The sequence below is a fragment of the Chryseobacterium sp. GM_Chr_2 genome (assembly GCF_026540445.1).
Classification (GTDB): Bacteria; Bacteroidota; Bacteroidia; order Flavobacteriales; family Weeksellaceae; genus Chryseobacterium.
Genome location: NZ_JALNUD010000003.1, coordinates 427268 through 451439, shown reverse-complemented (window position 1 = coordinate 451439; position 24172 = coordinate 427268). Strand labels below are relative to the sequence as shown.

At 34.4% G+C, this 24172-nt stretch carries 22 protein-coding genes; 9 read left to right on the top strand and 13 right to left on the bottom strand.

Annotated elements, in window-relative coordinates; genetic code table 11:
* From OXQ85_RS07680 to OXQ85_RS07660, 5 genes are all read left to right on the top strand, one after another.
* A partial coding sequence (locus tag OXQ85_RS07680) for an RHS repeat-associated core domain-containing protein (RefSeq protein WP_267403245.1) occupies nt 1-2258 on the top strand: 2258 nt, incomplete at its 5' end.
* Between the two features lie 12 nt (nt 2259-2270).
* The gene (locus OXQ85_RS07675) at nt 2271-2774 is read left to right on the top strand and encodes a hypothetical protein (RefSeq protein ID WP_267403244.1); all 504 of its coding nucleotides are present in this window, start codon (nt 2271-2273) and stop codon (nt 2772-2774) included.
* Between the two features lie 258 nt (nt 2775-3032).
* Entirely contained in the window at nt 3033-3932 is a 900-nt protein-coding gene (locus OXQ85_RS07670) for an RHS repeat-associated core domain-containing protein (protein ID WP_267403243.1), read from the top strand.
* 134 nt (nt 3933-4066) lie between these two features.
* Entirely contained in the window at nt 4067-4522 is a 456-nt protein-coding gene (locus OXQ85_RS07665; protein ID WP_267403242.1) for a hypothetical protein, read from the top strand.
* A gap of 63 nt (nt 4523-4585) precedes the next feature.
* The gene (locus tag OXQ85_RS07660; RefSeq protein ID WP_267403241.1) at nt 4586-4714 is read left to right on the top strand and encodes a hypothetical protein; all 129 of its coding nucleotides are present in this window, start codon (nt 4586-4588) and stop codon (nt 4712-4714) included.
* Nucleotides 4715-4742: 28 nt separating this feature from the next.
* On the opposite strand, the gene OXQ85_RS07655 is transcribed toward OXQ85_RS07660, so the two are convergent.
* The 8 genes from OXQ85_RS07655 to OXQ85_RS07620 form a co-directional block, all read right to left on the bottom strand.
* Nucleotides 4743-5915: a M28 family peptidase gene (locus OXQ85_RS07655; RefSeq protein WP_267403240.1), complete on the bottom strand. Its 1173-nt coding sequence runs from the start codon at nt 5913-5915 to the stop codon at nt 4743-4745.
* Nucleotides 5916-6021: 106 nt separating this feature from the next.
* Nucleotides 6022-7206 carry a M28 family peptidase gene (locus OXQ85_RS07650; RefSeq protein WP_267403239.1) on the bottom strand — a complete coding sequence of 395 codons (1185 nt, stop codon included), beginning with the start codon at nt 7204-7206 and terminating at the stop codon, nt 6022-6024.
* Between the two features lie 102 nt (nt 7207-7308).
* Nucleotides 7309-7653, bottom strand: coding sequence for a 50S ribosomal protein L20 (gene rplT / locus OXQ85_RS07645; RefSeq protein WP_267403238.1), 345 nt, complete (start codon nt 7651-7653; stop codon nt 7309-7311).
* Nucleotides 7654-7773: 120 nt separating this feature from the next.
* On the bottom strand, nt 7774-7971 hold the full coding sequence (gene rpmI / locus OXQ85_RS07640) for a 50S ribosomal protein L35 (RefSeq protein WP_034694453.1): 198 nt from the start codon (nt 7969-7971) through the stop codon (nt 7774-7776).
* A gap of 91 nt (nt 7972-8062) precedes the next feature.
* Nucleotides 8063-9838, bottom strand: coding sequence for a hypothetical protein (locus OXQ85_RS07635; protein ID WP_267403237.1), 1776 nt, complete (start codon nt 9836-9838; stop codon nt 8063-8065).
* 271 nt (nt 9839-10109) lie between these two features.
* Complete coding sequence (gene infC, locus OXQ85_RS07630) at nt 10110-10610, bottom strand: translation initiation factor IF-3 (protein WP_027372223.1); 501 nt, start codon at nt 10608-10610, stop codon at nt 10110-10112.
* Nucleotides 10611-10768: 158 nt separating this feature from the next.
* Nucleotides 10769-12706, bottom strand: coding sequence for a threonine--tRNA ligase (thrS, locus tag OXQ85_RS07625; RefSeq protein ID WP_267403235.1), 1938 nt, complete (start codon nt 12704-12706; stop codon nt 10769-10771).
* A 161-nt stretch (nt 12707-12867) separates the two neighbouring features.
* Nucleotides 12868-14412: a hypothetical protein gene (locus OXQ85_RS07620; RefSeq protein WP_267403234.1), complete on the bottom strand. Its 1545-nt coding sequence runs from the start codon at nt 14410-14412 to the stop codon at nt 12868-12870.
* A gap of 148 nt (nt 14413-14560) precedes the next feature.
* Between OXQ85_RS07620 and OXQ85_RS07615 the strand changes: the two genes are divergently transcribed.
* From OXQ85_RS07615 to leuB, 4 genes are all read left to right on the top strand, one after another.
* Complete coding sequence (locus OXQ85_RS07615; protein ID WP_267403233.1) at nt 14561-15724, top strand: 2-isopropylmalate synthase; 1164 nt, start codon at nt 14561-14563, stop codon at nt 15722-15724.
* Nucleotides 15725-15751: 27 nt separating this feature from the next.
* Complete coding sequence (gene leuC, locus OXQ85_RS07610) at nt 15752-17134, top strand: 3-isopropylmalate dehydratase large subunit (RefSeq protein WP_267403232.1); 1383 nt, start codon at nt 15752-15754, stop codon at nt 17132-17134.
* Nucleotides 17135-17255: 121 nt separating this feature from the next.
* The gene (gene leuD, locus OXQ85_RS07605; RefSeq protein WP_267403231.1) at nt 17256-17855 is read left to right on the top strand and encodes a 3-isopropylmalate dehydratase small subunit; all 600 of its coding nucleotides are present in this window, start codon (nt 17256-17258) and stop codon (nt 17853-17855) included.
* Nucleotides 17845-18966: a 3-isopropylmalate dehydrogenase gene (leuB, locus tag OXQ85_RS07600; protein WP_267403230.1), complete on the top strand. Its 1122-nt coding sequence runs from the start codon at nt 17845-17847 to the stop codon at nt 18964-18966. The genes leuD and leuB overlap by 11 nt, the downstream gene beginning before the upstream one ends.
* A gap of 183 nt (nt 18967-19149) precedes the next feature.
* Here the strand turns inward: leuB and OXQ85_RS07595 are convergent, their stop codons facing one another.
* The 5 genes from OXQ85_RS07595 to OXQ85_RS07575 all read right to left on the bottom strand — a co-directional run bounded on the left by OXQ85_RS07595 (nt 19150) and on the right by OXQ85_RS07575 (nt 24168).
* Nucleotides 19150-19335 carry a hypothetical protein gene (locus OXQ85_RS07595; RefSeq protein ID WP_267403229.1) on the bottom strand — a complete coding sequence of 62 codons (186 nt, stop codon included), beginning with the start codon at nt 19333-19335 and terminating at the stop codon, nt 19150-19152.
* Between the two features lie 54 nt (nt 19336-19389).
* Complete coding sequence (locus OXQ85_RS07590; protein WP_267403228.1) at nt 19390-19995, bottom strand: DUF4230 domain-containing protein; 606 nt, start codon at nt 19993-19995, stop codon at nt 19390-19392.
* 3 nt (nt 19996-19998) lie between these two features.
* Nucleotides 19999-20565 (bottom strand): thioredoxin family protein, encoded by a 567-nt coding sequence (locus OXQ85_RS07585; RefSeq protein WP_267403227.1) that lies wholly within the window; start codon nt 20563-20565, stop codon nt 19999-20001.
* A gap of 1 nt (nt 20566) precedes the next feature.
* Nucleotides 20567-21034, bottom strand: coding sequence for a nucleoside triphosphate pyrophosphohydrolase family protein (locus OXQ85_RS07580; RefSeq protein ID WP_267403226.1), 468 nt, complete (start codon nt 21032-21034; stop codon nt 20567-20569).
* A 200-nt stretch (nt 21035-21234) separates the two neighbouring features.
* Nucleotides 21235-24168 carry a reprolysin-like metallopeptidase gene (locus OXQ85_RS07575; RefSeq protein WP_267403225.1) on the bottom strand — a complete coding sequence of 978 codons (2934 nt, stop codon included), beginning with the start codon at nt 24166-24168 and terminating at the stop codon, nt 21235-21237.
* Between the last annotated feature and the right edge of the window lie 4 nt (nt 24169-24172).

Sequence of the window (24172 nt, the reverse complement as noted above, 5' to 3'; positions counted from 1 at the left end):
GAGGAAGAGCGATTGGGTCGTATTCCATCAATCATTTGGGAGGATATACCCGATCTTATTCCAAGCTTGATTTTTCGGGAGTTCCGCAAAAAACAGAAACTCAGCATATCCGAAAAACGGGAGAGGCGGGAATTATGGTGAAAGAACGTTTTGTATATGATCAACAGAACAGATTGCTGCAGCATTATCATCAGGTAGACAGTAAACCGGAAGAATTGTTGGCCGATAATAGCTATAACGAGCTTTCGCAGCTGAGCAATAAAAAGGTGGGAAATAATCTTCAGAGTATTGATTATGCTTACAATATTCGAGGCTGGATGACGGGTATTAATCCTGGGCAAATGTCGGTTCCTGATTTAAATGGAAAACTGTTTGCCTATAAAATTAAATACAATCGGAAAGAAGGAATTAGTTACCCGACTTCTCAATTTTCAGCAAAAGAAGTTAAGCCGAAATACAACGGAAATATTGCCGAGGTAGACTGGCGATCGGTTGAAAATATCGGCAATAATCCTTCCACCACTCCGAAAAGGTATGGCTACGTTTATGATGGTTTAAACAGGCTGACGGCCGGATATTATCAAAACCCGAACAACCCTTCCAGTGCTGAAAATCTAGAATCTTTAGCGTATGATTTGAACGGAAATATTATGAACCTTTTTAGAACATCGGTATTTGAAAATACGAATAGCATTACGCCGACTACTATTGATAATCTTACTTATACTTATATAGGAAATAGGGTCAATACTATTACCGACGACACCGATAACTCTACAGGATATGAAGGTGGTGGGCAGACGATAACCTACGATCTGAACGGAAATATGAAAACGATGCCAGATAAGTATATCTCAAATATCGATTATAATTTCCTTAATCTTCCGAGCAGAATAGAACGTGCAGGGACTAATTTAGAGTATAAATACAATGCTGATGGGATTAAGCTTCAAAAAGTGAACCCCACTATTGAATGTGGAATTATAGATTGTAATACGCTCATATTAGAGACTACGGATTATCTGGACGGCTTTCAGTACTTTACCCGTACGACAAGTAATACAGGTGGGGGGAGCGCTGAAATGCGATCATTATCTTTAAAATCATCCCGAGCAATGGAAATCCAGGCGTTTTCTCCTGAAGAAAAGAAGGTTCTTCCACCGTCTCACACTCCTAATTTACAGTTTTTCCCGACAGCAGAAGGATTTTATGATTATCAGAAAGATCAGTATATTTACCAGTATAAAGATCATTTAGGAAATGTAAGGGTAAGTTTTGGTAAAAATCCTCAGACCCAAACCCTAGAAATCACCGATGTGAATGATTATTATCCTTTCGGGATGAATCATCTGAAATCGGGAACGGCGATGTTTGGAACTGGGAAATATCAGAATTACAAGTACAATGGCAAGGAATTACAAGAGACAGGAATGTACGATTATGGGGCAAGATTTTATATGCCGGATATTGGTAGATGGGGGGTGGTAGATCCGTTGGCGGAGAAAATGAGAAGATTTAGCCCTTACACTTATGCAGGCGATAACCCTATAAGGTATATAGATCCAGATGGAAGAAAATTTATTAATTTTGACGAAAATGGAAACTATACTGGTACTACAAAGGATAATTGGTGGCATAACTTATGGAATGGAAGTAAGGGAAGAGTCGTAAAAAGTGATGGAAGTACACAGCAGAAATTTAGATTTGCTGATCCTAAAAATGATGTTGCTGATATACAATCAGGTAAAATAAATAAACTTGAATTTGTTACAGAAAAACAAGTCCGTACATTAGTTAGATGGTCAGGAGCATTTGATCCTAAAAATAAAGCGAGTAATAGGAGTCTTTCTGAAAGATATGATTATATAAAAAAAGAAGGAATAGGCGGAGGAAAAATGGATTTTGCTTATACGCAAGTACCTAAAATGTTTCCAAATGCAAAACCAAGTAACCCTACGACCAATACATCAAATACAATATTTTTAGTTGAAGGTTTGGCTCATAATCAAAACAATTTTGGGAATTTTTTATTTGGCGCATCAGGTCGTGCTATGCAATTCACAGGAGCTGAATTATCGTTAGGAGCACATTATAATAGTGTAGTTAATTCTAGCACCAATGGTTATAGTAGTCAGTTAGATTCTTCTGATGATCAACTTTCTATATCTAGTGGTGTGCTTTTTTCAGATAAGTACAATTATGGAGACATGCAAATTCAAGTAACTGTGGGAACTCCTACACCAGCTAATACACCATAAAATTTAAATCAAATGAAAAAATTTATTTATTATTTATGTCTATTGTTTATAATATCTTGTAAAAGTAATTATGAAAAAGAATTTATTAACAGATATTCGAATTATAATTTTTCAAATTATCAAGGGAGTGAGATTTACGTAAGAGGGTTTTCTTCTAGAAATTTACCAATAATATTTTTAGAAAGTATCAAGAATAATAATTTTGTACGACTTACGATAAATTATAATAAAGAGTCTAAGAGTATTATTGATGTAGAAGAGAGTTATCCAAAAGATTCTTTAAAAGAGAACTTAAAAATTAATGTTGATAATCAACTGAAAAAACTCACAGCAGACTTTGTTGATATGAATATTTATTATTTAAAAGTAGATAGTTTAGGTAATGTATATGTTAAACCTTCTGCTGATGAATACTCTCCAGGCATAGGGAAGTTTATTTCAGAAGAATATAGAAAAAAGATATTTGCAAAAAGTATTTCTTTAAAAAACGGATGGTATAAAGAAATTTATGATTAGATAATTTGTAAGAATTAGATTGCATTATTTTTGAAAAAATCCTGATCTCGCGGATTTATAATCCGTGAGTAATAACAACCCCTTGTACATGCAAGGGGATTTTATCTTAAAAATAATTCAGTTAATTGACTTTATTTACAGTTCTTCCTCCTTCTGAAGGATTTTATGATTATCAGAAAGATCAGTACATTTATCAGTATAAAGATCATTTAGGAAATGTAAGGGTAAGTTAATACCCAGACCCTAGAAATCACCGATGTGAATGATTATTATCCTTTCGGGATGAATCATCTGAAGAGTGGGACTGCGATGTTTGGGCAGAGTTCGTATAAGAATTATAAGTACCAAGGACAAGAGCTACAAGAGACTGGTTTCTACTCATTTAAGTGGAGGAGTTATATGCCTGATGTGGGAAGGTTCTTTAATGTAGATCCGCTTGCTGAGAAATATACCTATAATAGCACTTATGCATTTTCTGAAAATAGAGTTATTGATGCAAGAGAGTTGGAAGGATTAGAAGCAGTACTAATAAAAGACACAAAAGCAAATCATTCAATAGTTAAGACAGCTAATAATGGTCAATATACAGATAATGCAAATACAAAAACTGTTCATGTTTTCGCACACGGCAATCCTCAGGAATTCTACAATGAATATGGGAAACCAGGAGAAACAACAATTAATTCAGGAGCACTTTTAAATGATGTTCTAAACAAAAGCAGTGATTTATGGAAAAATTCTGAAAGTAAAGAAGGATTTACTGTAATATTGCATTCTTGTAGAACTGGGAGAACTACTGTTGATGAAAAAGGAAATCTTACGGAATCTGTAGCAGAAAAAATTTCCGATTCAAAAGAAATGAAAGGTGTAACTATTATTGCTCCTGATGAAAGAGATTTTTTTAATGGTAGTGGTAATGGAATTGAAATAGGACCACAATCTGCTAAACACACTGATAAGAATGGGGAATATCTTCCAAACACACCAAGAAGTGAGCACGGAAAACGAACGGGTCAATTTGGAAGCTGGAATTCTTTTAAAAACGGACAACAAACGAATAAGCAATCAGGTAGTACTAAGCCTCAAGGAACAGACCAACGAAGTACATGGGATAGAATATTTAATAATCGATCTACTAGTTTAAATCCCTTACCTTAAAGGCTTTAGACTTTAAGAAATGCATAATGCTATTCATCAAATAAAATACTTGGTAAAAACAATTCCAACTCATGCCTGTTTGTCAAATCTAAATAATACATAAGCTAAATATTTAACTCAGTTTAATTAATTTTATGAAAGCAATTACTATTTTAATATTAATCATTATATTGAATTCATGTCGAGAAAAGAAAATATTTGATAAACCGATAAATCAGAATGAAGTTGTCACAATGAGTAATATTTCAAATTATGATAGTATTACTAATCTTGTAAAAAATAAGGGTGATATTGTTGCATATGATGAATTATATTATTTTTTAATGGATTCAAATAAAGAAGATAGAACAGATACAGTAATGTATTATTCCAAAATAATGGCAGAGAAATATAGTAATGAAAAAGCATACTATGATTATTTCAAAGCTTTTTGTGAAAAGTACAGTCTATACATAGATTATTCAAATTTCAATAAAATAAATTTATCTAAATTGCCCATACAACCTAGAAGGACAGCTTTAGAGTGGCTAAATAAAATGTTGGATAAAAAAATAATTACACAACAACAGTATAATTCTGTAAAAAAGTAATTTGGATCTAGAATTATATAACTAAAAAAATGATAAGTTTATATTTACTAAAAACAAATCACAATGCAAGAAAAAGAAGAACCAAAAAAGGATGAAGAATCACAATTGCCTAAAAAAGAGGTTGAAAAACCAAAAAATCCTTTAGCAACTGAAAAAGTGGAACTAGAGGAAGATAAAATAAAAGCCAATTGATAGTCAATTGGCTTTGTATATATTAGGATTATTCAATCAAAACTTTTCTCACAACTCTTTCATCATTTGCTTTCAAAATACCTAAATAAGCACCTTTCTGTAAACCTAAAACATTAATTTTTGTTTCGTTATTTTTTTGAAGAATTACACGTCCGGAAAGATCTGTAATTTCAAATTGAAAATTTTTAACTGCTGAATCCGGAATTTCTATATTGATAACATCTTTTGCAGGATTCGGGTAAATTTTTAATGCTTCCAATTTATGCAGTGAATTTTCTTTAGTTCCTAAAAATGTTGAAGAAGCCACTGCAAAATGTTGCAAAGCGCCCAAAGAGGCCTTTCCAACATTAAAAATATATGTAGGGTCTGTGTTGGCAAAAGTATCATTGGCAGTATGAGGATAGTTGCTTCGAATTTTTTCAAAATAGCCTGTAATCACCTCACCTTTTGCTTCAAAAGGCATATAATCGGTATCTTCAGCTTCGTCAATATCCGTTAAAATAGTTGAATATAGATGCGTACAATTGATCAATTCCTGATTAGCAGCGGCAGAAGCTATATCGTTACTGGAATTTCCGCCCATATCTTTATCGCAATAAATTGTATTGTTATTATTGCCCATTTTTCCGCCCACCTGATCGAGATTGAAAACCAACTTAATATCTAAAACACGATTATTTCCATTATAAGCAACGGTATTCGCGTAATGGGTACTTCCTCTCAATCCTTGCTCTTCACCGGAAAAGTGAATAAATTTAATCGAATATTCGGTAGGTACATCTTTCATAATTCGTGCTGCTTCAAGAATAATAGATGTTCCGCTTCCGTTATCGTTCACTCCGGGGCCGTTAATGCTGTCGAAATGTCCACAAATAATCACATATTTATTAGGATAAACCGTTCCTGTTTTGGTAATAACTAAATTTTTAGAACTCGTATTTCCGTAAGTAAAAGGATCTTCAACAATTTGGCTAACATTATATCCGTAAGAAATATATTTGTCTTTAAGCCAATTCAGCGCATTTGTATTGGCTTGTGAGCCTGTTGTTTTTATGCCTAAGTTGCTGAATTCCTGTAAATTTGTTGTGATATTTGTTTGTGAAACCAAATTTGCTCTGTCTTTATAGGCTTGTATTAAGTTTTGACCTTTTAAACCCAATATCGACAAAGAAACAAATAATGAAGCAATGATCTTTTTCACGTTATATTTTTATTAAATTTTCAATAATTCCGCAAATGTAGTGATAAAAAAATCCTAAGCAAACACTTAGGATTTTAATTCATTATATTATTTAATTAATAGTAATTTATTTTTCAATAATCAATTTTTTAGTTACACTTGAGTCTTTTGTTTTAATCGTCGCTAGAAAAGTTCCTGTTGATAAACCCGAAAGACTCACTTTGGTTTGGTTTTCAGACTGTAAAAGAGAACGTCCTGACATATCGGTTAATTCAAAACTAAATGTATTTACATGATTAGGTAAATCAATATTAATCATATCTTTAGCTGGATTAGGATAAATTTTTACAGTTTCTAATGATTTTGTAGCTGTTTCATTCACTCCTAAAAGGCTTGTAGTTGCTACTGCAAAATGCTGTAATGCTCCGACAGCCGCTTTTCCTACATTGTAAACATACGTAGGATCTACATTTGCAAAAGTATCATTTACCGTATGCTCTGTATTACTTTCAGTATTTTCGTAAAATCCTGTAATAATATCACCATTTTCTTCAAAAGGCATATAATCTGATGAATAAGCATGCGACATTACCGTTTGAAGCGGAGAATATAAAGTAGTATAAGTTGCTAATTGCTGAGTAAAAGAAAGTGAAGCTGCATTGTTTGATGATTGACCGCCTTGATCACTTTCACATTTTATTTTATCATTAAGATTGCCTATTTTCCCGCCAACTTGATCAATATTAAACACCAATCGGATATTCATTACACGGTTTCCGTTTTGGAAAGCCACATTATCAGCATAGTGATAACTTCCGTACAATCCCTGTTCTTCACCTGAAAAATGAATGAATTTAACCGAATACTCTGTCGGAATATCTTTTAAAATTCTGGCAGCTTCCAAAAGGATAGAAGTTCCGCTTCCATTATCATTTACGCCACGTCCTGTAATGGTGTCGTAGTGTGCACAAATAATAACATACGTATTTGGATAAACAGTTCCTTGTTTGGTAATAACTAAATTTTTTGTATTCACGGTCTGCCCCATATAAATAAAGCTAAAAGGATCTTCCTGCATTTGATTTGCTGAATATCCCATCGCTGTATATTTTTCTTTTAACCAGTTTAAAGCATTCGTATTGGCTGTAGAACCCGTAGTTTTTACTCCAAAATCTCCAAAAGTCTGAAGATTATTGGTGATGTTTGCTTGTGAAACCTGATTGGCTCTGTTTTGATAAGCCGGAACAAGAGTTTGCGCCTCTAAGCCATAATTTATTAATGAAAAGAGTAGAAGAGTAGTTAATTTTTTCACTTTTAAAGAAAGTTTTATGTATCCTATAATTCCAACAAATGTAGATAATAAAAAAATCCCGAGCAAAAAACTCGGGACTATATTGATAACAAAAATTCTACATTATTTTACTTGATCTACAACAGCTTTAAAAGCTTCAGGGTGATTCATTGCTAAATCTGCTAAAACTTTTCTGTTAAGTTCGATGTTATTCTTTTTAAGAGCTCCCATAAATTGAGAGTAAGACATTCCGTGTACTCTAGCTCCCGCGTTGATACGAGTGATCCAAAGTGATCTGAAGTTTCTTTTCTTCTCTTTTCTACCACGGTAAGCATATTGCATTGCTTTTTCTACCGCGTTTTTAGCTACAGTCCAAACGTTCTTTCTTCTACCGAAAAAACCTTTAGCTTGCTTTAAAACTTTCTTTCTGCGAGCTCTTGAAGCTACGGCATTTACTGATCTTGGCATAATTTAAATTGTTTTTTTGAAATGTGCGGTAATTGTTTCATTACTCTTAGAGGCTCCATTTCAGGGTTAAATTGTTGAATTTGTTTGAATTCTTATAAACCGAATATAGATTTATAAAAACTACTTAATTGCTAATTGACGTTGAACGCTTTTCTCATCCACTTTAGCTACATAAGAAGTGCTAGTAAGATTTCTCTTCTGCTTAGTTTCTTTTTTAGTTAAGATGTGGCTTTTGTAAGCATTTTTTCTTTTGATCTTACCTGTTCCAGTAAGAGCAAAACGCTTTTTAGCACCTGATTTCGTTTTTAATTTTGGCATTGTTTTGCTTTTTATGTTTTGTTATCAATATCTGTATTGGTTTCCCAAATATACTTAGGGAATAATAGTTTGCAAAATTACGAAAAAAATCTCAATCTTTTCTTTCTAATTCAAGAGTTTCTAAAAACATTTTATTTTTAGGAGTAATTAAAAGATAAAGCTGATTGTTTTTCTGTGAAACTTTACTTTGAAAATTAATATTCTCTCCTGCTGACTCTTTAATTTCCCAATTTCCAGTGGGAATATTATCAATTGTAATATGATACGTTTTACCAGCTTCCATCTTTTTTAATAATTTATTATTTAAGAAAAGGCTGATATTATCAGAAGAATTTTTAAAAAAATATCCCGGAATTTTTAATGAATTGTTACCTTTTTTTATTCCAACACTTTTACCATTTTTATTGAAGTACAACACGTACTTTTCATTTTTTGATTCAGCAATAATAGGAAGATAATTACTAATAAAGATTTTATTTGCTTTTAATTGATCTCCGACATTTAAATCAATTTTAAAATCAAACCCAGTATGAAAAACAATAATATCAGGATTTCTTCGCATAATATAATCTCCGTCACCCAATTCGTGAGCTAAAGTTCCTGTTCCGAAATTTTTTGGTGGATGCCGTGGGATGTAGTAATCATTTAAGCCAAGCATGTCAATTGTCGGTAATTCAGACGAATAAGGAATGCATCCTGCAACTGTAACTGCTAATAAAGTTTGGTCAGAAAAAGTGTTTTTTAATGTTTTTCCCAATCGCATTCCTCTGAATTCCCATCGCTCAATCATGGTATTTTCATTGTCTGTAAAAAACGTTTGAGAATAGGCATTTACAGCTAATAAAATAATGATGATGATTTTTTTATTATTGTTGAATTGAATTTCTTTTACACTTTTTAATCCGAAAATAATCGCAAAAGTAAACAATACCAATACAATATAATAATGTCTAAAAGCAGGGAAAATATCTCCACCAACAAGCGTTGTATATGACAGCCATGCGGCTAGGTTTAACAATAAATAAACCCCAAACAGATTTCTTTTTTTTATGACCAAAATATAAAGAAAATAGACTCCGGATCCGGAAAGCAATAATGTTCCTAAAAAAGCTCTCAGATTATAAAATCCGCCTCTAAGAATATAATGTATTGTTATTTTCGCCTTTACCAGTGCGGTATTGGGAACTAATTCTCCGTAATAACTATATCTGAAAGCAATTTGTGACAAAAGAAATAGAGTAGGAATAAGTAATACAGTGAAGCCTATTTTAATAAGATCTCCTCTTTTTCTACGATGAATGAACAATAGAAATATTGAAGCCAAAATAGTAAATAAAAACCCATCTGGTCTTGTAATGGCTAATAATCCTAACCAAATTGAAAGCCAGCCAATTCTTTTTAGGTTATTATTCTTTAGAATAAATGAAACTTCTGCTAAAACAAGGGTAAAAAGAAAGGCATACAATGGTTGTTCGAGCCCGCCAATTCCCCATACAGCAAAACACGGTGTTGTAATGAGCAGAATAATGGCTATAAAAACGTATTCTCTCTTTATATTTTGAGTTCTAAAATGATTTAAAATTACTCCGATAGTACCTAAAGAGCAAAGTATTCCCAATAGTCTTACTGAAAAAATAAGATCTAAACCGAGTTTTCCCAAAGCAGAAGTTGCTAAAACCCAAAGCAAATTAGAGTAACCTTCCACCGGATGTCCATCATTCCAGCTTAAGCCTTTTCCTTCTAAAAAGCGTTGAACATATCTTAATGAAATAAGACTATCATCTGATAGGAAAGGATAATAATAGTAACAACAAATAAAAAATATGATGGATGCGAGAACAAAAAAGGATCGATATCCTATCTTCATGATGTAGTTTTTTACTTTTGGATTTTCCTGTGCATTGGAATTTCATGCAAAATAACAAAAAAAGTGGAAGCTAAAGTGAATTTACAAACAAAATCCTAGCCCAGATAGAAACGGATACCCCGCAGCAGGCAATGGCAAAAGCATTGAGCGAGGAGTATGAGTGGATAGCTGGAAATAGCTTCTAAAATTTTATGCTACTCTTAAAAACAAAAAACCTCAAATTACTTTGAGGTTTAATATTGTAAAGTTGACGGGAACACCGCCATTATGCTTATTTAGCTGGTTTTTTAGGACTCATCATCATAATCATTCTCTTTCCTTCAAGCTTAGGAAGCTGATCTACTTTTCCAACGTGCTCTAGTTCCTGAGCCAGTTTTAGAAGTAAGATTTCTCCTTGGTCTTTAAAGATAATCGAACGCCCTTTAAAAAATACGTAGGTCTTTAATTTTGAACCTTCTTCAAGGAATTTTTCAGCATGCTTCTTCTTGAATTCATAATCGTGATCATCTGTCTGAGGACCAAAACGAATTTCTTTTACGACTACTTTTACCTGCTTAGCTTTTAGTTCCTTCTGCTTTTTCTTTTGCTCATACAAGAATTTTTTGTATTCCAATACTCTTGCAATAAAAGGTTCAGCCTTATCAGAAATTACTACCAAATCAAGTTCTTGTTCCGCAGCAATTTGTCTTGCTTTGTCGATTGGGTAAATTCCCGGCTCTACGTTATCGCCCACCAAACGAAGCTCTCTCACACGAATTTTATCGTTGATCAAGTGTAAGTCCTCCTGTACAGGACGTCTTTGTGGGCCCCTGTTGTTAAATCTTTGTGCTATTGTATTATAATTTTATTGGTTAACTTTCTATTTTTTATCAATCATTCTGAATAAAAATTTATCTTTAAAATGTATTCATAATGATATTTTTTTCAGATTTAAGCATTAAACTCAAATCCTGTTTTTGACTGTTCTTTAAAATAAGTAACAAAATCTTCAATTTTCATCACTCCTAAATCACCTTCTCCACGTCTTCTTACAGAAATTGTGCCATCGTTTTCTTCATTTTCTCCCACTACAATCATAAATGGAATTTTCTTCAATTCTGCATCACGGATCTTTTTACCCGTCTTTTCGTTTCTGTCGTCAATTAATCCGCTAATATCGTGATTTTCCAATAATTGAGAAACTTTTTTAGCATAATCTACATATTTCTCACTGATTGGCAAGATGATAAACTGATCCGGAGCCAGCCACAATGGGAAATCTCCCGCTGTATTCTCGATAAGAATCGCAATGAATCTTTCCATAGAACCAAACGGCGCTCTGTGAATCATTACCGGTCTGTGCTTTTCACCATCGCTTCCTGTGTACCAAAGATCAAATCTTTCAGGCAAGTTATAGTCAACCTGAATTGTTCCAAGCTGCCATTTTCTACCCAAAGCATCTTTTACCATGAAATCTAGTTTAGGTCCGTAGAATGCAGCTTCGCCGTATTCAGTTACTGTATTTAAACCTTTTTCAGTTGCAGCAGTTACGATTGCGTTTTCTGCTTTCTCCCAGTTTTCATCAGTTCCGATGTATTTTTCTTTATTTTCAGGATCTCTTAATGAAATCTGAGCTGTAAAATCCGCAAAACCTAATGAACCGAAAACATAAAGAACCAAATCGATCGTTTTCTTAAATTCATCCATCAACTGATCCGGAGTACAGAATAAATGCGCATCATCCTGAGTAAATCCACGAACTCTCGTTAAACCGTGAAGCTCACCACTTTGCTCATATCTGTAAACTGTACCAAATTCTGCATATCTTTTCGGCAAATCTCTGTAGCTCCATTGTGAAGTTTTATAAATTTCACAGTGATGCGGACAGTTCATTGGCTTCAGCATAAATTCTTCTCCTTCATTTGGAGTTTTAATCGGCTGGAAGCTGTCTGCGCCATATTTATCCCAGTGACCGGAAGTTACATACAATTCCTTTGCACCAATATGCGGAGAAATTACAAACTCGTAACCTGCTTTTTTCTGAGCTTCAGAAAGGAAGTTCTCTAATTTTTTTCTTAAAGCAGCTCCCTTTGGTAACCATAAAGGTAAACCCTGCCCTACTTTTTCAGAGAAAGCAAAAATTCCAAGTTCTTTACCTAGTTTTCTGTGATCTCTTTTTTTAGCTTCTTCTAAAAGCTCAAGATATTCTGTTAAATCTTTCTGTTTTGGGAAAGAAATACCGTAAACTCTTGTTAATTGAGGATTTTTTTCGTTTCCTCTCCAGTATGCTCCGGCAGCATTCAAAATCTTCATTGCCTTTACAATACTCGTGTTCGGAATGTGCCCTCCACGACAAAGATCTGTGAAATCATCGTGTGTAACGAAAGTGATTTCTCCATCATTAAGATTAGAAATCAATTCAACTTTATAAGGATTGTCTGCATACACTTTTAAAGCTTCTTCTTTAGAAACCGGATATAAAGAGAATGTAGAACCTTTTTTAGCGTTTTCTAAAACCTTTTTTTCAATCTTTTCGAAATCTTTATCAGATAAGCTTTCGTCACCGAAATCTACGTCATAATAGAATCCTTTTTCGATTGCAGGACCAATGGTTAACTTAGCATTAGGATAAAACTCAAGGATCGCCTGCGCCAAAAGGTGGGCTGAAGAATGCCAAAAGGCTTTCTTTCCAAGATCATCATTCCATGTTAACAATTGTACCGTAGAATCCGTGGTTATAGGCGTGGTCGTCTCTACTTGTTTGTCATTAACAACTGCGGAAATGGTGTTTCTAGCCAATCCCTCGCTTATAGATTTTGCCACATCTAGCGGAGTAACTCCCGCCTCGAATTCTTTGACACTACTGTCTGGAAGTGTAATTTTTATCATTGTTTACTAAGAAATTTTAAGATGCAAAAATACGGAATTTTTATTTAAAATACTACATTCATGTCTATTTGAAGCGATATTTAATACTAAAAATTGAATTAAAACGTTTTTAAAAATTGGGAAATAATCAACGGTCTAATTATGAATAAGTTAAAATTAGGTTAATGCTTTCTTTTATACCTTACTTTTTCCTTAATAATTTCAATTACATCCACATTTCTCACTTTAGATTTTACCCACCCGTGGATATCAATATAAAATAATGATCTTCTGTAGTATTCGTTTTCAGAGAAAATCTCAAGCTTTTTATCAAATTCCTTAAAGGCTTCCAGCTGCTTATTGGGAAGTAAATTGTTTAAATTTTTAAAGAATTGAATGCTTTCAAAGTGAAAATCATCTGGCTTTTTCATTTTTTTAGCAAACTTTAAAGTAGCTTTAATAAATTCATCATAATCTTCGTCATTTCCGGACTCATATTTTGCCATTAAAATCAAAATCCTTGTGTGGAACAATAGATCTTCCTGCACATTTCCTTTGGACTCAATTACTTTTAATGAATATTTTATCGACTCCTTAAACTTCTTACTGCCAAAAAACATCGCCGCCATTTTTAAGTACAAAATCATAAAATGATGCTCATCGATTTTATCTCGAAGTCTTTCCATTTTTAGCTCGATTTCGGGAATCAGTTTTGAACCGGAAAAGAATTCACCCTTCACAAAGTGAATATTCATTAAAGTATTGTAATGTGTCAGAAAAACAAGTGATTGTAAATTTTCATTTTGAGCAAAGCTTGAAGAGTAAACAACTTCATTGAAATCCTTAAAACTATTTTCTAAAATGTCGATATTTCCATATAAAAAAAGAATTTTTAAAAGATAAGTATTGCCTTTAATGTACCAAACGGGATGACTTACGATCATTTCCGGATTTTTGTGAAATAAATCAACCCATTGAAAAGCGTACTTCAGCGTATATTTATATTCTTGAAGCAACTGGTTTTTCCAAACATGAGCCTTGAAATACCATAATTTCTCTGTGAAATTTAGCTTTTTAAAATTAATTTTTTGAATTTGATCATTAAAAATTTCCATGATATCAGCACGATCTTCATCATTTTTTACATAACCGTGTGTCAGCATTTCACTATATAATTTTAATGAAAGGTTAGACAATTCTGTAGTATAATGATTCTGTTTGCTGATTTCCGTGGATTGTTTAATCAATTCCTCGGCACGACCTTCGATGCTTCGTGTAATGAATTGTGATTCAATTACTTTTTCTAAATCAATGATTTCGGAAACAATCGTTTTTTCGTCTAATTCTAAAGCAGCCTGTTTGGTTTTATCTAAAATTTTTAAAGCCTGCTTATAAAGCCCTTTTTGATATAGAATATTCGCAAAATCAAGCTGTTCGCGCAATTGTATTCTATAATTCTGATGACTCGGATTCATTCTTAAACTCACCAGAATCTGTTTATAAAGATGAGCTTTCAGGTTTGATAATTGTTGTTTGGTAGAAATCTTCTTGTCTATGATGATATTTTCATCATATTCCTTCATTTTATCAAGCTCGGAAAATAAGAGTAGAAATTTGGCATCTACATTTATTCCAAGACGGTTTACATACAGCTTGAATTGTCTTTTTTCGGAGGTCGTTAACGACTTAATTAATACAAATAAAAAATCTTTATGCAATTCTGCCATTGTAAATTTATGTAATTTAAAATACTGTTAATCAGTTTTTTGTAGTGAATTTTCAATATTTTGAGTATTGTAATTTTTATAAAAGTGAAAAATGAAAAAACATTTCATCTTTCTAGTTTTGAATCAAAATTAAGTAAAAAACTTCATTATGAATTCCGAAAAAGTCGAAATTTTTGATACCACGTTACGTGATGGAGAGCAAGTTCCAGGTTGTAAATTAAATACAGAACAAAAATTAATTATTGCCGAAAAACTTGATGAGCTGGGGGTAGATGTAATCGAAGCAGGTTTCCCGATTTCGAGTCCCGGAGATTTTCATTCCGTTTCGGAAATTTCAAAATTAGTAAAAAATGCAAAGGTTTGCGGTTTAACGAGAGCCAATCAAAAAGATATTGATACCGCAGCAGAAGCTCTAAGATTTGCCAAAAGACCTAGAATTCATACAGGAATCGGAACTTCAGATTCTCATATTAAATTTAAATTCAATTCCAATAGAGAAGATATTATCGAAAGAGCAGTTCAGGCTGTAAAATATGCTAAAACTTTTGTTGAAGATGTAGAATTTTACGCTGAAGATGCCGGAAGAACCGATAATGATTATTTAGCAAAAGTTTGTGAAGCTGTTATTAAGGCAGGGGCTACTGTTTTAAATATTCCGGATACTACGGGATATTGCCTGCCCGAAGAATATGGAGCAAAAATTAAATATTTGAGAGAAAATGTAACTGGCATTGACAAGGCAATCTTGTCTTGTCACTGTCATAACGATTTGGGAATGGCAACTGCTAATTCTATTGCCGGTGTGATTAACGGGGCAAGGCAAATCGAATGTACCATCAACGGACTTGGCGAAAGAGCCGGAAATACAGCTTTGGAAGAGGTTGTGATGATTTTAAAACAGCATCCACATTTAAAATTACATACTGATGTACAATCCAAAATGCTCAACCCCATGAGTATTTTGGTTTCTGATCTGATGGGAATGGCTGTTCAGCCTAATAAGGCAATTGTGGGAGCCAATGCTTTTGCGCACAGTTCTGGAATTCATCAGGATGGAGTTATCAAAAACAGAGAAACATACGAAATTATTGATCCGGCAGAAGTGGGCGTAAATGCTTCAACAATTGTGTTGACGGCAAGAAGCGGGCGTTCTGCACTGGCTTATAGATTCAAACATATTGGTTTTGAGGTGACTAAAAACGAATTGGACTTCTTATATCAGGAGTTTTTGAAAATCGCAGACAGTAAAAAAGAAGTAAACAATGATGATTTAAGTATAATCATTGATAAAGTGACGAGAAAAATAGGATAGAAGGATTGATTTTCAATTAAAATTAATATGGAAAGTACTAAAAAAACACTTTTTGATAAAGTTTGGGACGCACATGTTGTGGAAACAATCCCAGACGGGCCTCAAATTATATATATCGACAAACATCTGATTCACGAAGTGACGAGCCCACAGGCTTTTGCAGAATTAGAATCCAGAAATCTTGAAATTTTCAGACCGAAACAAATTGTTGCGACAGCTGATCACAATGTTCCGACGTTGGATCAGGATCAACCGATTCGTGACGATTCTTCAAGAAATCAGGTTGAGCAGCTAACAGAAAATTGCAAGAAAAATAATATCGAATTGTATGGTTTAGGACATCAATACCAAGGGATTGTCCACATTATTGCTCCTGAATTAGGTGTTACACAACCTGGTATGAGCATTGTTTGCGGTGACAGTCATACCTCTACACATGGTGCCTTCGGTTCTATTGCTTTTGGAATTGGAACGAGTCAGGTGGCGCAAGTTTTTGCAAGTCAGTGCTTGTTGCTGAACAAGCCAAAGTCGATGAGAATTACCGTAAATGGTCAATTAAATAAAAATGTTCAGCCAAAAGATGTGATTTTATACATCATTTCAAAAGTCGGGACCGATGGCGGAACAGGTTATTTCTGCGAATATGCTGGAAATGTTTTCGAAGAAATGTCGATGGAAGGAAGAATGACCGTTTGTAATATGAGCATCGAAATGGGCGCTCGTGGTGGAATGATTGCTCCTGATGAAACAACTTTCAACTATGTTAAAGGCAGAACTTTCGCTCCAAAAGGTGAGGAGTGGGAAGAAAAATTAGAATATTGGAAAACGTTGAAAACAGACGAAGAAGCTGTGTTCGATGCTGAATTTTCTTTCGATGCTTCCGAAATTTATCCAATGATTACTTACGGTACAAACCCTGGAATGGGAATTTCAATTCATCAGAATATTCCGAGTCCGCAGAATGAATCTGAGGAAAAGGCTTTGAAATACATGGGTTTACAAGCTGGGCAAGCACTTTCTGATATTAAAGTTAATTATGTTTTCATTGGAAGTTGTACGAATGCAAGAATTGAAGATTTCCGTTCTGCGGCGAATTATATTAAAGGTAAAACAAAATCGCAACATGTTCAGGCTTTGATTGTTCCGGGTTCTCAGCAGGTCGTAAAGCAGATTTTAGAAGAAGGTTTAGATAAAATTTTCAATGAAGCAGGTTTTCAGATCAGACAACCGGGATGTTCGGCGTGTCTGGCGATGAATGATGATAAAATTCCGGAAGGTGAATATTGTGTTTCGACTTCGAACAGGAATTTTGAAGGAAGACAAGGGCAAGGTGCAAGAACGATTCTCGCAAGTCCGTTAACGGCTGCAAAAGTAGCGATTGAAGGGAAGATTTCAGTTTTGGAAAATTAAATTTAAAAGTGAATTTTATTTCATAAGTGAAAAGTCAATTGTTAATTTAAAATTGTTAAAGAGATTCACCATTGACTTGCAAAGCAAAATTCACCATTCACATCTTAATAGATCTAAAAAAATGCAAAAATTAGTCATTATAAAATCCCGAGCAATTCCTTTGCCGGTTGAAAATATAGATACAGACCAGATTATCCCTGCCAGATTTTTAAAAAGTATTGATAAAAATGGCTTTGGAGACAATCTTTTCAGAGATTGGAGATACAATGTTCATACAAATGAGCCGAACTCTGATTTTGTTTTAAATAATCCAAAATACAGCGGTGAAATTTTAGTTGCCGGAAATAATTTCGGTTGCGGAAGTAGCCGTGAACACGCGGCTTGGTCGTTGACGGATTATGGATTCAGAGTCGTAGTTTCCAGTTTCTTTGCAGATATTTTTAAAGGGAATGCTTTGAATAACGGTTTGTTACCTGTAAAAGTTTCTGAAGAATTTTTGAAAGAAATTTTAAATGATATTACCGAAAATCCTGAAAAAGAAATTTTAGTAGATGTTGAGAAACAAACAATTACCTTCAATGATAAAACCGAAAGTTTTGAAATTGATTCTTATAAAAAAATATGTCTGATAAATGGTTACGACGATATTGACTTTTTAATCAGCAAAAAACAGGCGATCCAGGAATTTGAACTAAAGACACAAAAAGTATATGAAAACTGATTTTAAAATTGCGGTTCTTGCAGGAGACGGAATCGGACCCGAAGTAGTAAATGAAAGCATTAAAATTTTAGATGCAATTGCGGAAGCATTTCATTATAAATTTGAATTTAAATATGGTTTGGTGGGTGCAGAAGCGATTTTTAAGACAGGAAATCCTTTGCCGGATGAAACCTTAGCGATCTGTAAAGAATCTGATGCGGTGCTTTTTGGTGCAATTGGTGATCCGTCTTTTGATAACAATCCGGATGCGAAAGTGCGTCCTGAACAAGGTTTGTTGAAACTTCGTAAAGAATTGGGGCTTTTTGCTAACATCAGACCTTTGAAAACTTTTAATTCTTTGATTGAAAAAAGTCCTTTAAAAAGAGAAATTATTGAAGGAACAGATATTCAGATTTTCAGGGAATTGGTGAGTGGAATTTATTTTGGTGAAAAATTTACAGACGAAGAGGCAGGCTATGCTTATGATATTTGTAAATACAACCGTGATGAAATTGCGCCTATCGTTCACATGGCTTTTCAGGAAGCGCAAAAAAGAAGAAAAAAATTAACATTAATCGATAAAGCCAACGTTTTGGATACTTCAAGATTATGGAGAAAAGTGTGCAAAGAAATTGCCACGGAATATCCTGATGTTGAGCTGGATTTTATGTTTGTAGATAATGCAGCGATGCAGCTGATCTTAAATCCTAAACAGTTTGATGTAATTGTTACTGAAAATATGTTTGGAGATATTATTTCCGACGAAGCGAGTGTAATTGGAGGTTCGATTGGGTTGCTCCCTTCCGCTTCGATTGGAAATGAAAATGCGATGTTTGAGCCTATTCATGGTTCTTATCCGCAGGCAAAAGGAAAGGGAATTGCCAATCCTATTGCTTCTATTTTGAGCACCGCAATGATGCTTGATTATTTAAAACTAGATCATGCTGCAGAAAAATTAAGAGCGTCTGTAGAGCATGCGATCGAAAATAAATATGTTACCGTGGATCTGAATTCCCAACAACCTTATTCTACGAGTGAGGTGGGAAGTTTTATCGCAGATTATATTAGATATTCCGAAAAATCATATTACAATTTTGAAAATGTAAAGCTCGGAAAATCCACGATCGTTTAATAAAAAGTGAATTGTCAATTTTGCTTCGTGAGTAAGTTAGTTAATTAGATAGTCCATAGATAGATCACGAGCGAAGCGAATTGATGATCATTCACTTTTCCCAATTTTGGTTGACTTTTATTTGTATATTTTTCTAATAAAAAGGTTCAGCTTCAACGAAACCGAACCTTTTTATTTTGTTATTTATTCTTCTGTATTGTCGGTTTTTCCCGACTTGTTTTTCGAAGATTTCTGAACGTCCTTCTTTTCTACATCCGGCGGATTTGTTTTTTCTGATGATGAGGGAATGTTCTGAAAATCCTGATTCTGCTTTTTTGTTTCTGCGCTGTTTGCAGATTCTTTCTTTTTGTCATTTCCTTTGATGTTCATAACTTTACATTTTATGCTTTAAGTTATTCAAAGTGTTTGCCAAAACGAAAATTTTTAAAGCCCTAAGATTCCTATTTTTCCTGTCTGATCTTCAATCTTGTAATTTAAAGCCTTTGCCAAAACGAAAATATTATTAAGATTTTCCAGTAATTGTTTATGGCCTTCGTCTCTTAATTTATTTTGATCGATAGAGTTAATGGCAGCTGTTTTGGCTTTTTGCGTTACATTTTTAATGTCTTTCTCAGAAATTCTGTTGATAAAAGAATCGTCCATAGATTGAATTTCAACACTCGGCGTGATTCTGATATCGGCATTGGGTAATTCTGTGATAATCAATTTTTTATTGATAGAATCAACCTCAATTTTCATTTTATTTAAATCATAAGAAACCTGAGCGTTCGTTTTTGTGTACGTGATAATGCTGTTGCTTGTCACTTCTTTTCCGAAAAACTCCAGTCCCATTTTGGTTTTTTGCATAGAAGAGGTATTCTGCTCGATAACTACCAGCTTATTCATTTTGGAAATCTGGTTTGTCAAAATATAATAATCCGACTTTTCGCTTTTCCCGCCAAGATTAAAGCATGATTTCACTCCAAAAAATAAAAGCAGAACAATACCTGCGCCTGCAAAAAATGATGCTATGATTTTATAATTTCTCAATATTTACAGTTTAAATATTTCTTTAATTACCGATGAATCGTCCTTTTTCATGATCTCAACCAAATCTCTTTCGATATATTCGGTTGTAGGCCTTTCTATAATTCTTCCAATCTCTTTATTGTATTTTTTTACAATAATTGTAGGTACTTTCTGAATATTGTAAAGACCTTCTTCGCCCGATGGAGATTCTTTTTTGCGATTTACAGCAATGATCGTTAATTTATTTTCAGGATATCTTAATTCATCCAGAATTCTCATTAGTCTAGGAAAATCTCTGTGGCTGTCTTCACACCATGTTCCCATGAAAACCACAACATCGTAAGAATTAAATTTTGCCTTTTTTAGTTCAGCAATTGCTTTTTGATCTAAAGCATATTCGTCGTGCTCTTTTGTGTACCACTCAGAATACGGTTCTTTAGAAAATTGAGACTTAAGCTGATTTCCTAAAAGCATTTTACCATCGTTGGTAGTTTCTACTTCGCGGTTTACCACTACTTTTTGAGCGCTTACCTGTTGTGTTGCCAGAAATAACGCGGAAACAGTAACAATATTTGTAATAAATTTTTTCATACTATTTTTCGATAATCATTTTCAGATCGGCAGGAGAGTAATATTTATTTTTTAATACTTTATGGTCTGCAGTTCTGTAAACATTAAATTTTTCACCAGATTTTTCATAAAAAGATTCTACATCTTTCGCTTTATAAAATTCAACCGTTTCTTCTGCCTGTTCTTCATTGTCGCAGGCTTTAGACATATTCGAACGCTGAACTTCGTTGAACAACTCTACAAATTTGTTGCCAAGTCCGAATTCTAGCACAGCGCCACTCAAAACATATTGTAAATCGCACAAAGCATCAGCAATTTCTACGATATTATTATCTGCAATGGCTTGTTTCAATTCGTTTAATTCTTCCTGTAAAAGTTCAACTCTAAGATTGCATCTTTCCGCAGAAGGAATTTGGGGAGTATCTAAAATAGGGGCTTTAAAGGTTGTGTGGAATTCTGCTACCTGGTTCAGACTATCAATTTTATCCATGAATATTTTTTATTTGAAGCAAAGATAAAAATTAGGTTTTAGATATTAAGAATTAGGGCTTAGGTTTTTATTGTTTTGTTTTTTATTGTTTTGTTTTTTATAAAGATTGATAAATATTGCTCATTGCCTTTTACTTATTTCTCATGAAAAAAGACTGCCCGTTTCCGAACAGCCTTTCGCTTAGTGTTTAATTTAAAGTTTTAGTTTTTAATGAATCTCTTAGAGACTTCTCCGATTTGAATCATGTAAGCACCTTTTGGAAGGTTGGCTACATTTACGGAACCTCTGTCGAGCTTTCCTGAGTTAATTAGTTTTCCACCCATATCGAAGATGTTGTAATCTTCATTCGTCGTATTTGAAATGTTTAAAATATCTTTTACCGGATTTGGATATAATTTAATTTCAGTCAATAAATCTTTTGTACTTGGTAAATCACCTCTTCCTGAAGAAATAATATTTAAGGTGTAATCTTCAACTTGTCCGTAAGTGTAAGATCCACAAGAAGATGATGGAACAGAGCTGTACTGCATCATCACTCTCATTCTTGTGTTTCCAAGCGTTGCAGTTGAAGGAATTGCGATTGTTCCCGTAACCGGACTTACTGTTGATCCTGTTCTTGTCCAGGCTAATTCTCCACTATCTGTAAAGTCGCCGTCGCCATTATAATCAATGTAAACTGCGTAAGCTTCATTATATTTAGTAGAAGTCCAAATAGGAGTTACAGAAATCGTGTAAGAATTTCCTCTCGTAACATTTGTTGAAAGAGAAGTAAAGTTTTCGTATCCTGCTGTTCCTGTAGAAGTGTTATTAATCGATCCGAAAGTCACGTTTCCGATTCTTTCATCAGCTGTATTGGTAGAAGTCGCAGAACAGTAAGAAACGGTGCTTCCCGCAAGGGTTGTAACGCTTACTGAATTGCTGGAAACGGAAGTATTTCCTGCTGCATCTTTTGCTCTTACGGTGAAATTATAAGTGGTTGAAGGGCTTAAGCTGGTTACGGTGTAAGATGTTGATGCTGTTGATCCAATCAATGATGAACCTTGGTATACGTCATAACCTGTAACGCCAACGTTATCTGTTGAGCCAGACCATGAAAGATTGGTGCTTGTGGAAGTTGTTCCTGAAGCAGCAAGGGTAGGTGCTGTTGGAGCTGTGGTGTCTGATGTTCCTGATCCTGCATTTACAGTAATATTAGCGTTATTTACATCAAAAAAGATGTGATTTGAACCTTTTACCATAATTCTTCCCGTTGTTGTAGAAACATTCGGAATGGTTACGGTTTGAGATCCGTCATTTGGAGTTCCTGCCAATAAAGTAGTCCATGTTGTGCCGGAATTGGTAGACCAAAGAATATCTACATTCGCTGCATTTACACCGTTTGCAGTAGTGCCTGCCACGTTCCATGTTATTGTTTGAGAGCTTCCTCCTGCGTAAGTTGTTGCTGAATTTTGGGAACTTACAGAGAACGGGCCAGCAGTTCCGTTTACTGTAATAACTGCATCATCTGAATTGTTTCCAGAACCGCCAGCTCGGTTATCGCGAACTGTAAATCTAAAGTTATATGATCTTGCTACATTCGACAGCGCTTCTACGGTAATTTCGGAACCTGCCGTGGTGGTTGCGCCTGCTAAAATAGAAGCCATTCTTGGGAAATATCTTACCGGTGTTGTTTGTGGAGTCCACGATCTGAAAGTTGGTCCAGATGCTTTTGTAGCACTTGCCGCAGAACTTGCTCCCGTTTGAGAGGAAGAAGCGTTATCCATTTGCTCCCAGATATAGGTTAAAGAATCTCCGTTGGCATCGGTTCCGGTTCCGGTTAACATGAATGGAGTTCCTTTCGGAATGGTATAATCTAAACCTGCGTTTGCTGTCGGAATAGAATTTCCTGTATTGGTACTTACCGGGCAAGTTTTAGCTTTAATATTATTGGTGATTTGCTGAATGCTGACCGCGTGGAAAAATGAATCTGAATGCGCCTGAATATCCTGACTCGTAATTCCTGCATAGCCCATGATCGTAGATCCGGAACCAGGTTCCATATTTACACCTGTGCCTTCATTTCCATGAGAAAAAGTGTGATTTCCTCCGAATTGATGCCCCATTTCGTGAGCAACATAGTCGATGTCGAAATTATCACCAGATGGAATTGCATCTGCCGGAGAAGTATATCCGCTTCCTTTTGAGCCGTTTGTACAAACACAACCGATGCAGCCTGCATTTCCGCCGCCGCCTGAAGCGCCGAATAGGTGACCGATGTCGTAATTTGCTTCACCAATTACTGAAGTTAAAGTTGATTGTAACTGAGAATTCCAGCTGCTCATTCCTGAAGCAGAAGAATAAGGGTCTGTTGAAGCATTGGTATAAATTACCGCGTCGTTATTGGCAATTAAAACCATTCTTGCAGAGAAATCTTTTTCGAAAACTCCGTTTACGCGGGTCATGGTGTTGTTCATTGCGGCTAAAGCGTTGGCTTTTGTTCCTCCGAAATAGGCTGTGTATTCTCCAGTGCTGGAAAGCGCTAGTCTGAATGTTCTCAGTTTGGCATCATCTGCATTGGGTCTTGCTGCAATATTGCTTGCATTTGCCACGCCTTTTTGCGCAACATCAATTACGGTACATTCAAATTTATTTAGATCATCTTTTTTGTCTGATTTTTTATAAACCACATAGCTCGAAAGATCTTTTGTATAAGGTTCTATAAAAACCGCAGATTTGTCACCGTAAATTTCCATTGATGATAAACCTAATGGCGAAACGCTGAAATAAACTGTAGAATTTGGGTCATTTAAACCTTCACCAACATACGATTTGATATCTGGAAATTTAGCCGCCAGTTGAGGATCAAAATTAGAATTTTCTCTTACTTTAAAGTTTTCCATTTTTCCTTCAGAATTAGGGAAAGAAATGATGATTTCAGATTTTTCACCTACCGCCAATCTTTTAGGGGCTCTTGATAAAACACTTTTTAAACCATTAATATCAAGGCTGTAAACTTTAGGATTATTGATGCTCGTCTTGTTTTCAAAGATTTCTGAAGAGGTTTTTCTGTTACCTTCAGTCCAAAGACGGTCTGTCTGCGCGAAAGAAATGCCTGTGATCAAGAGCATTCCAATCATCGATAATTGTTTTTTCATATAA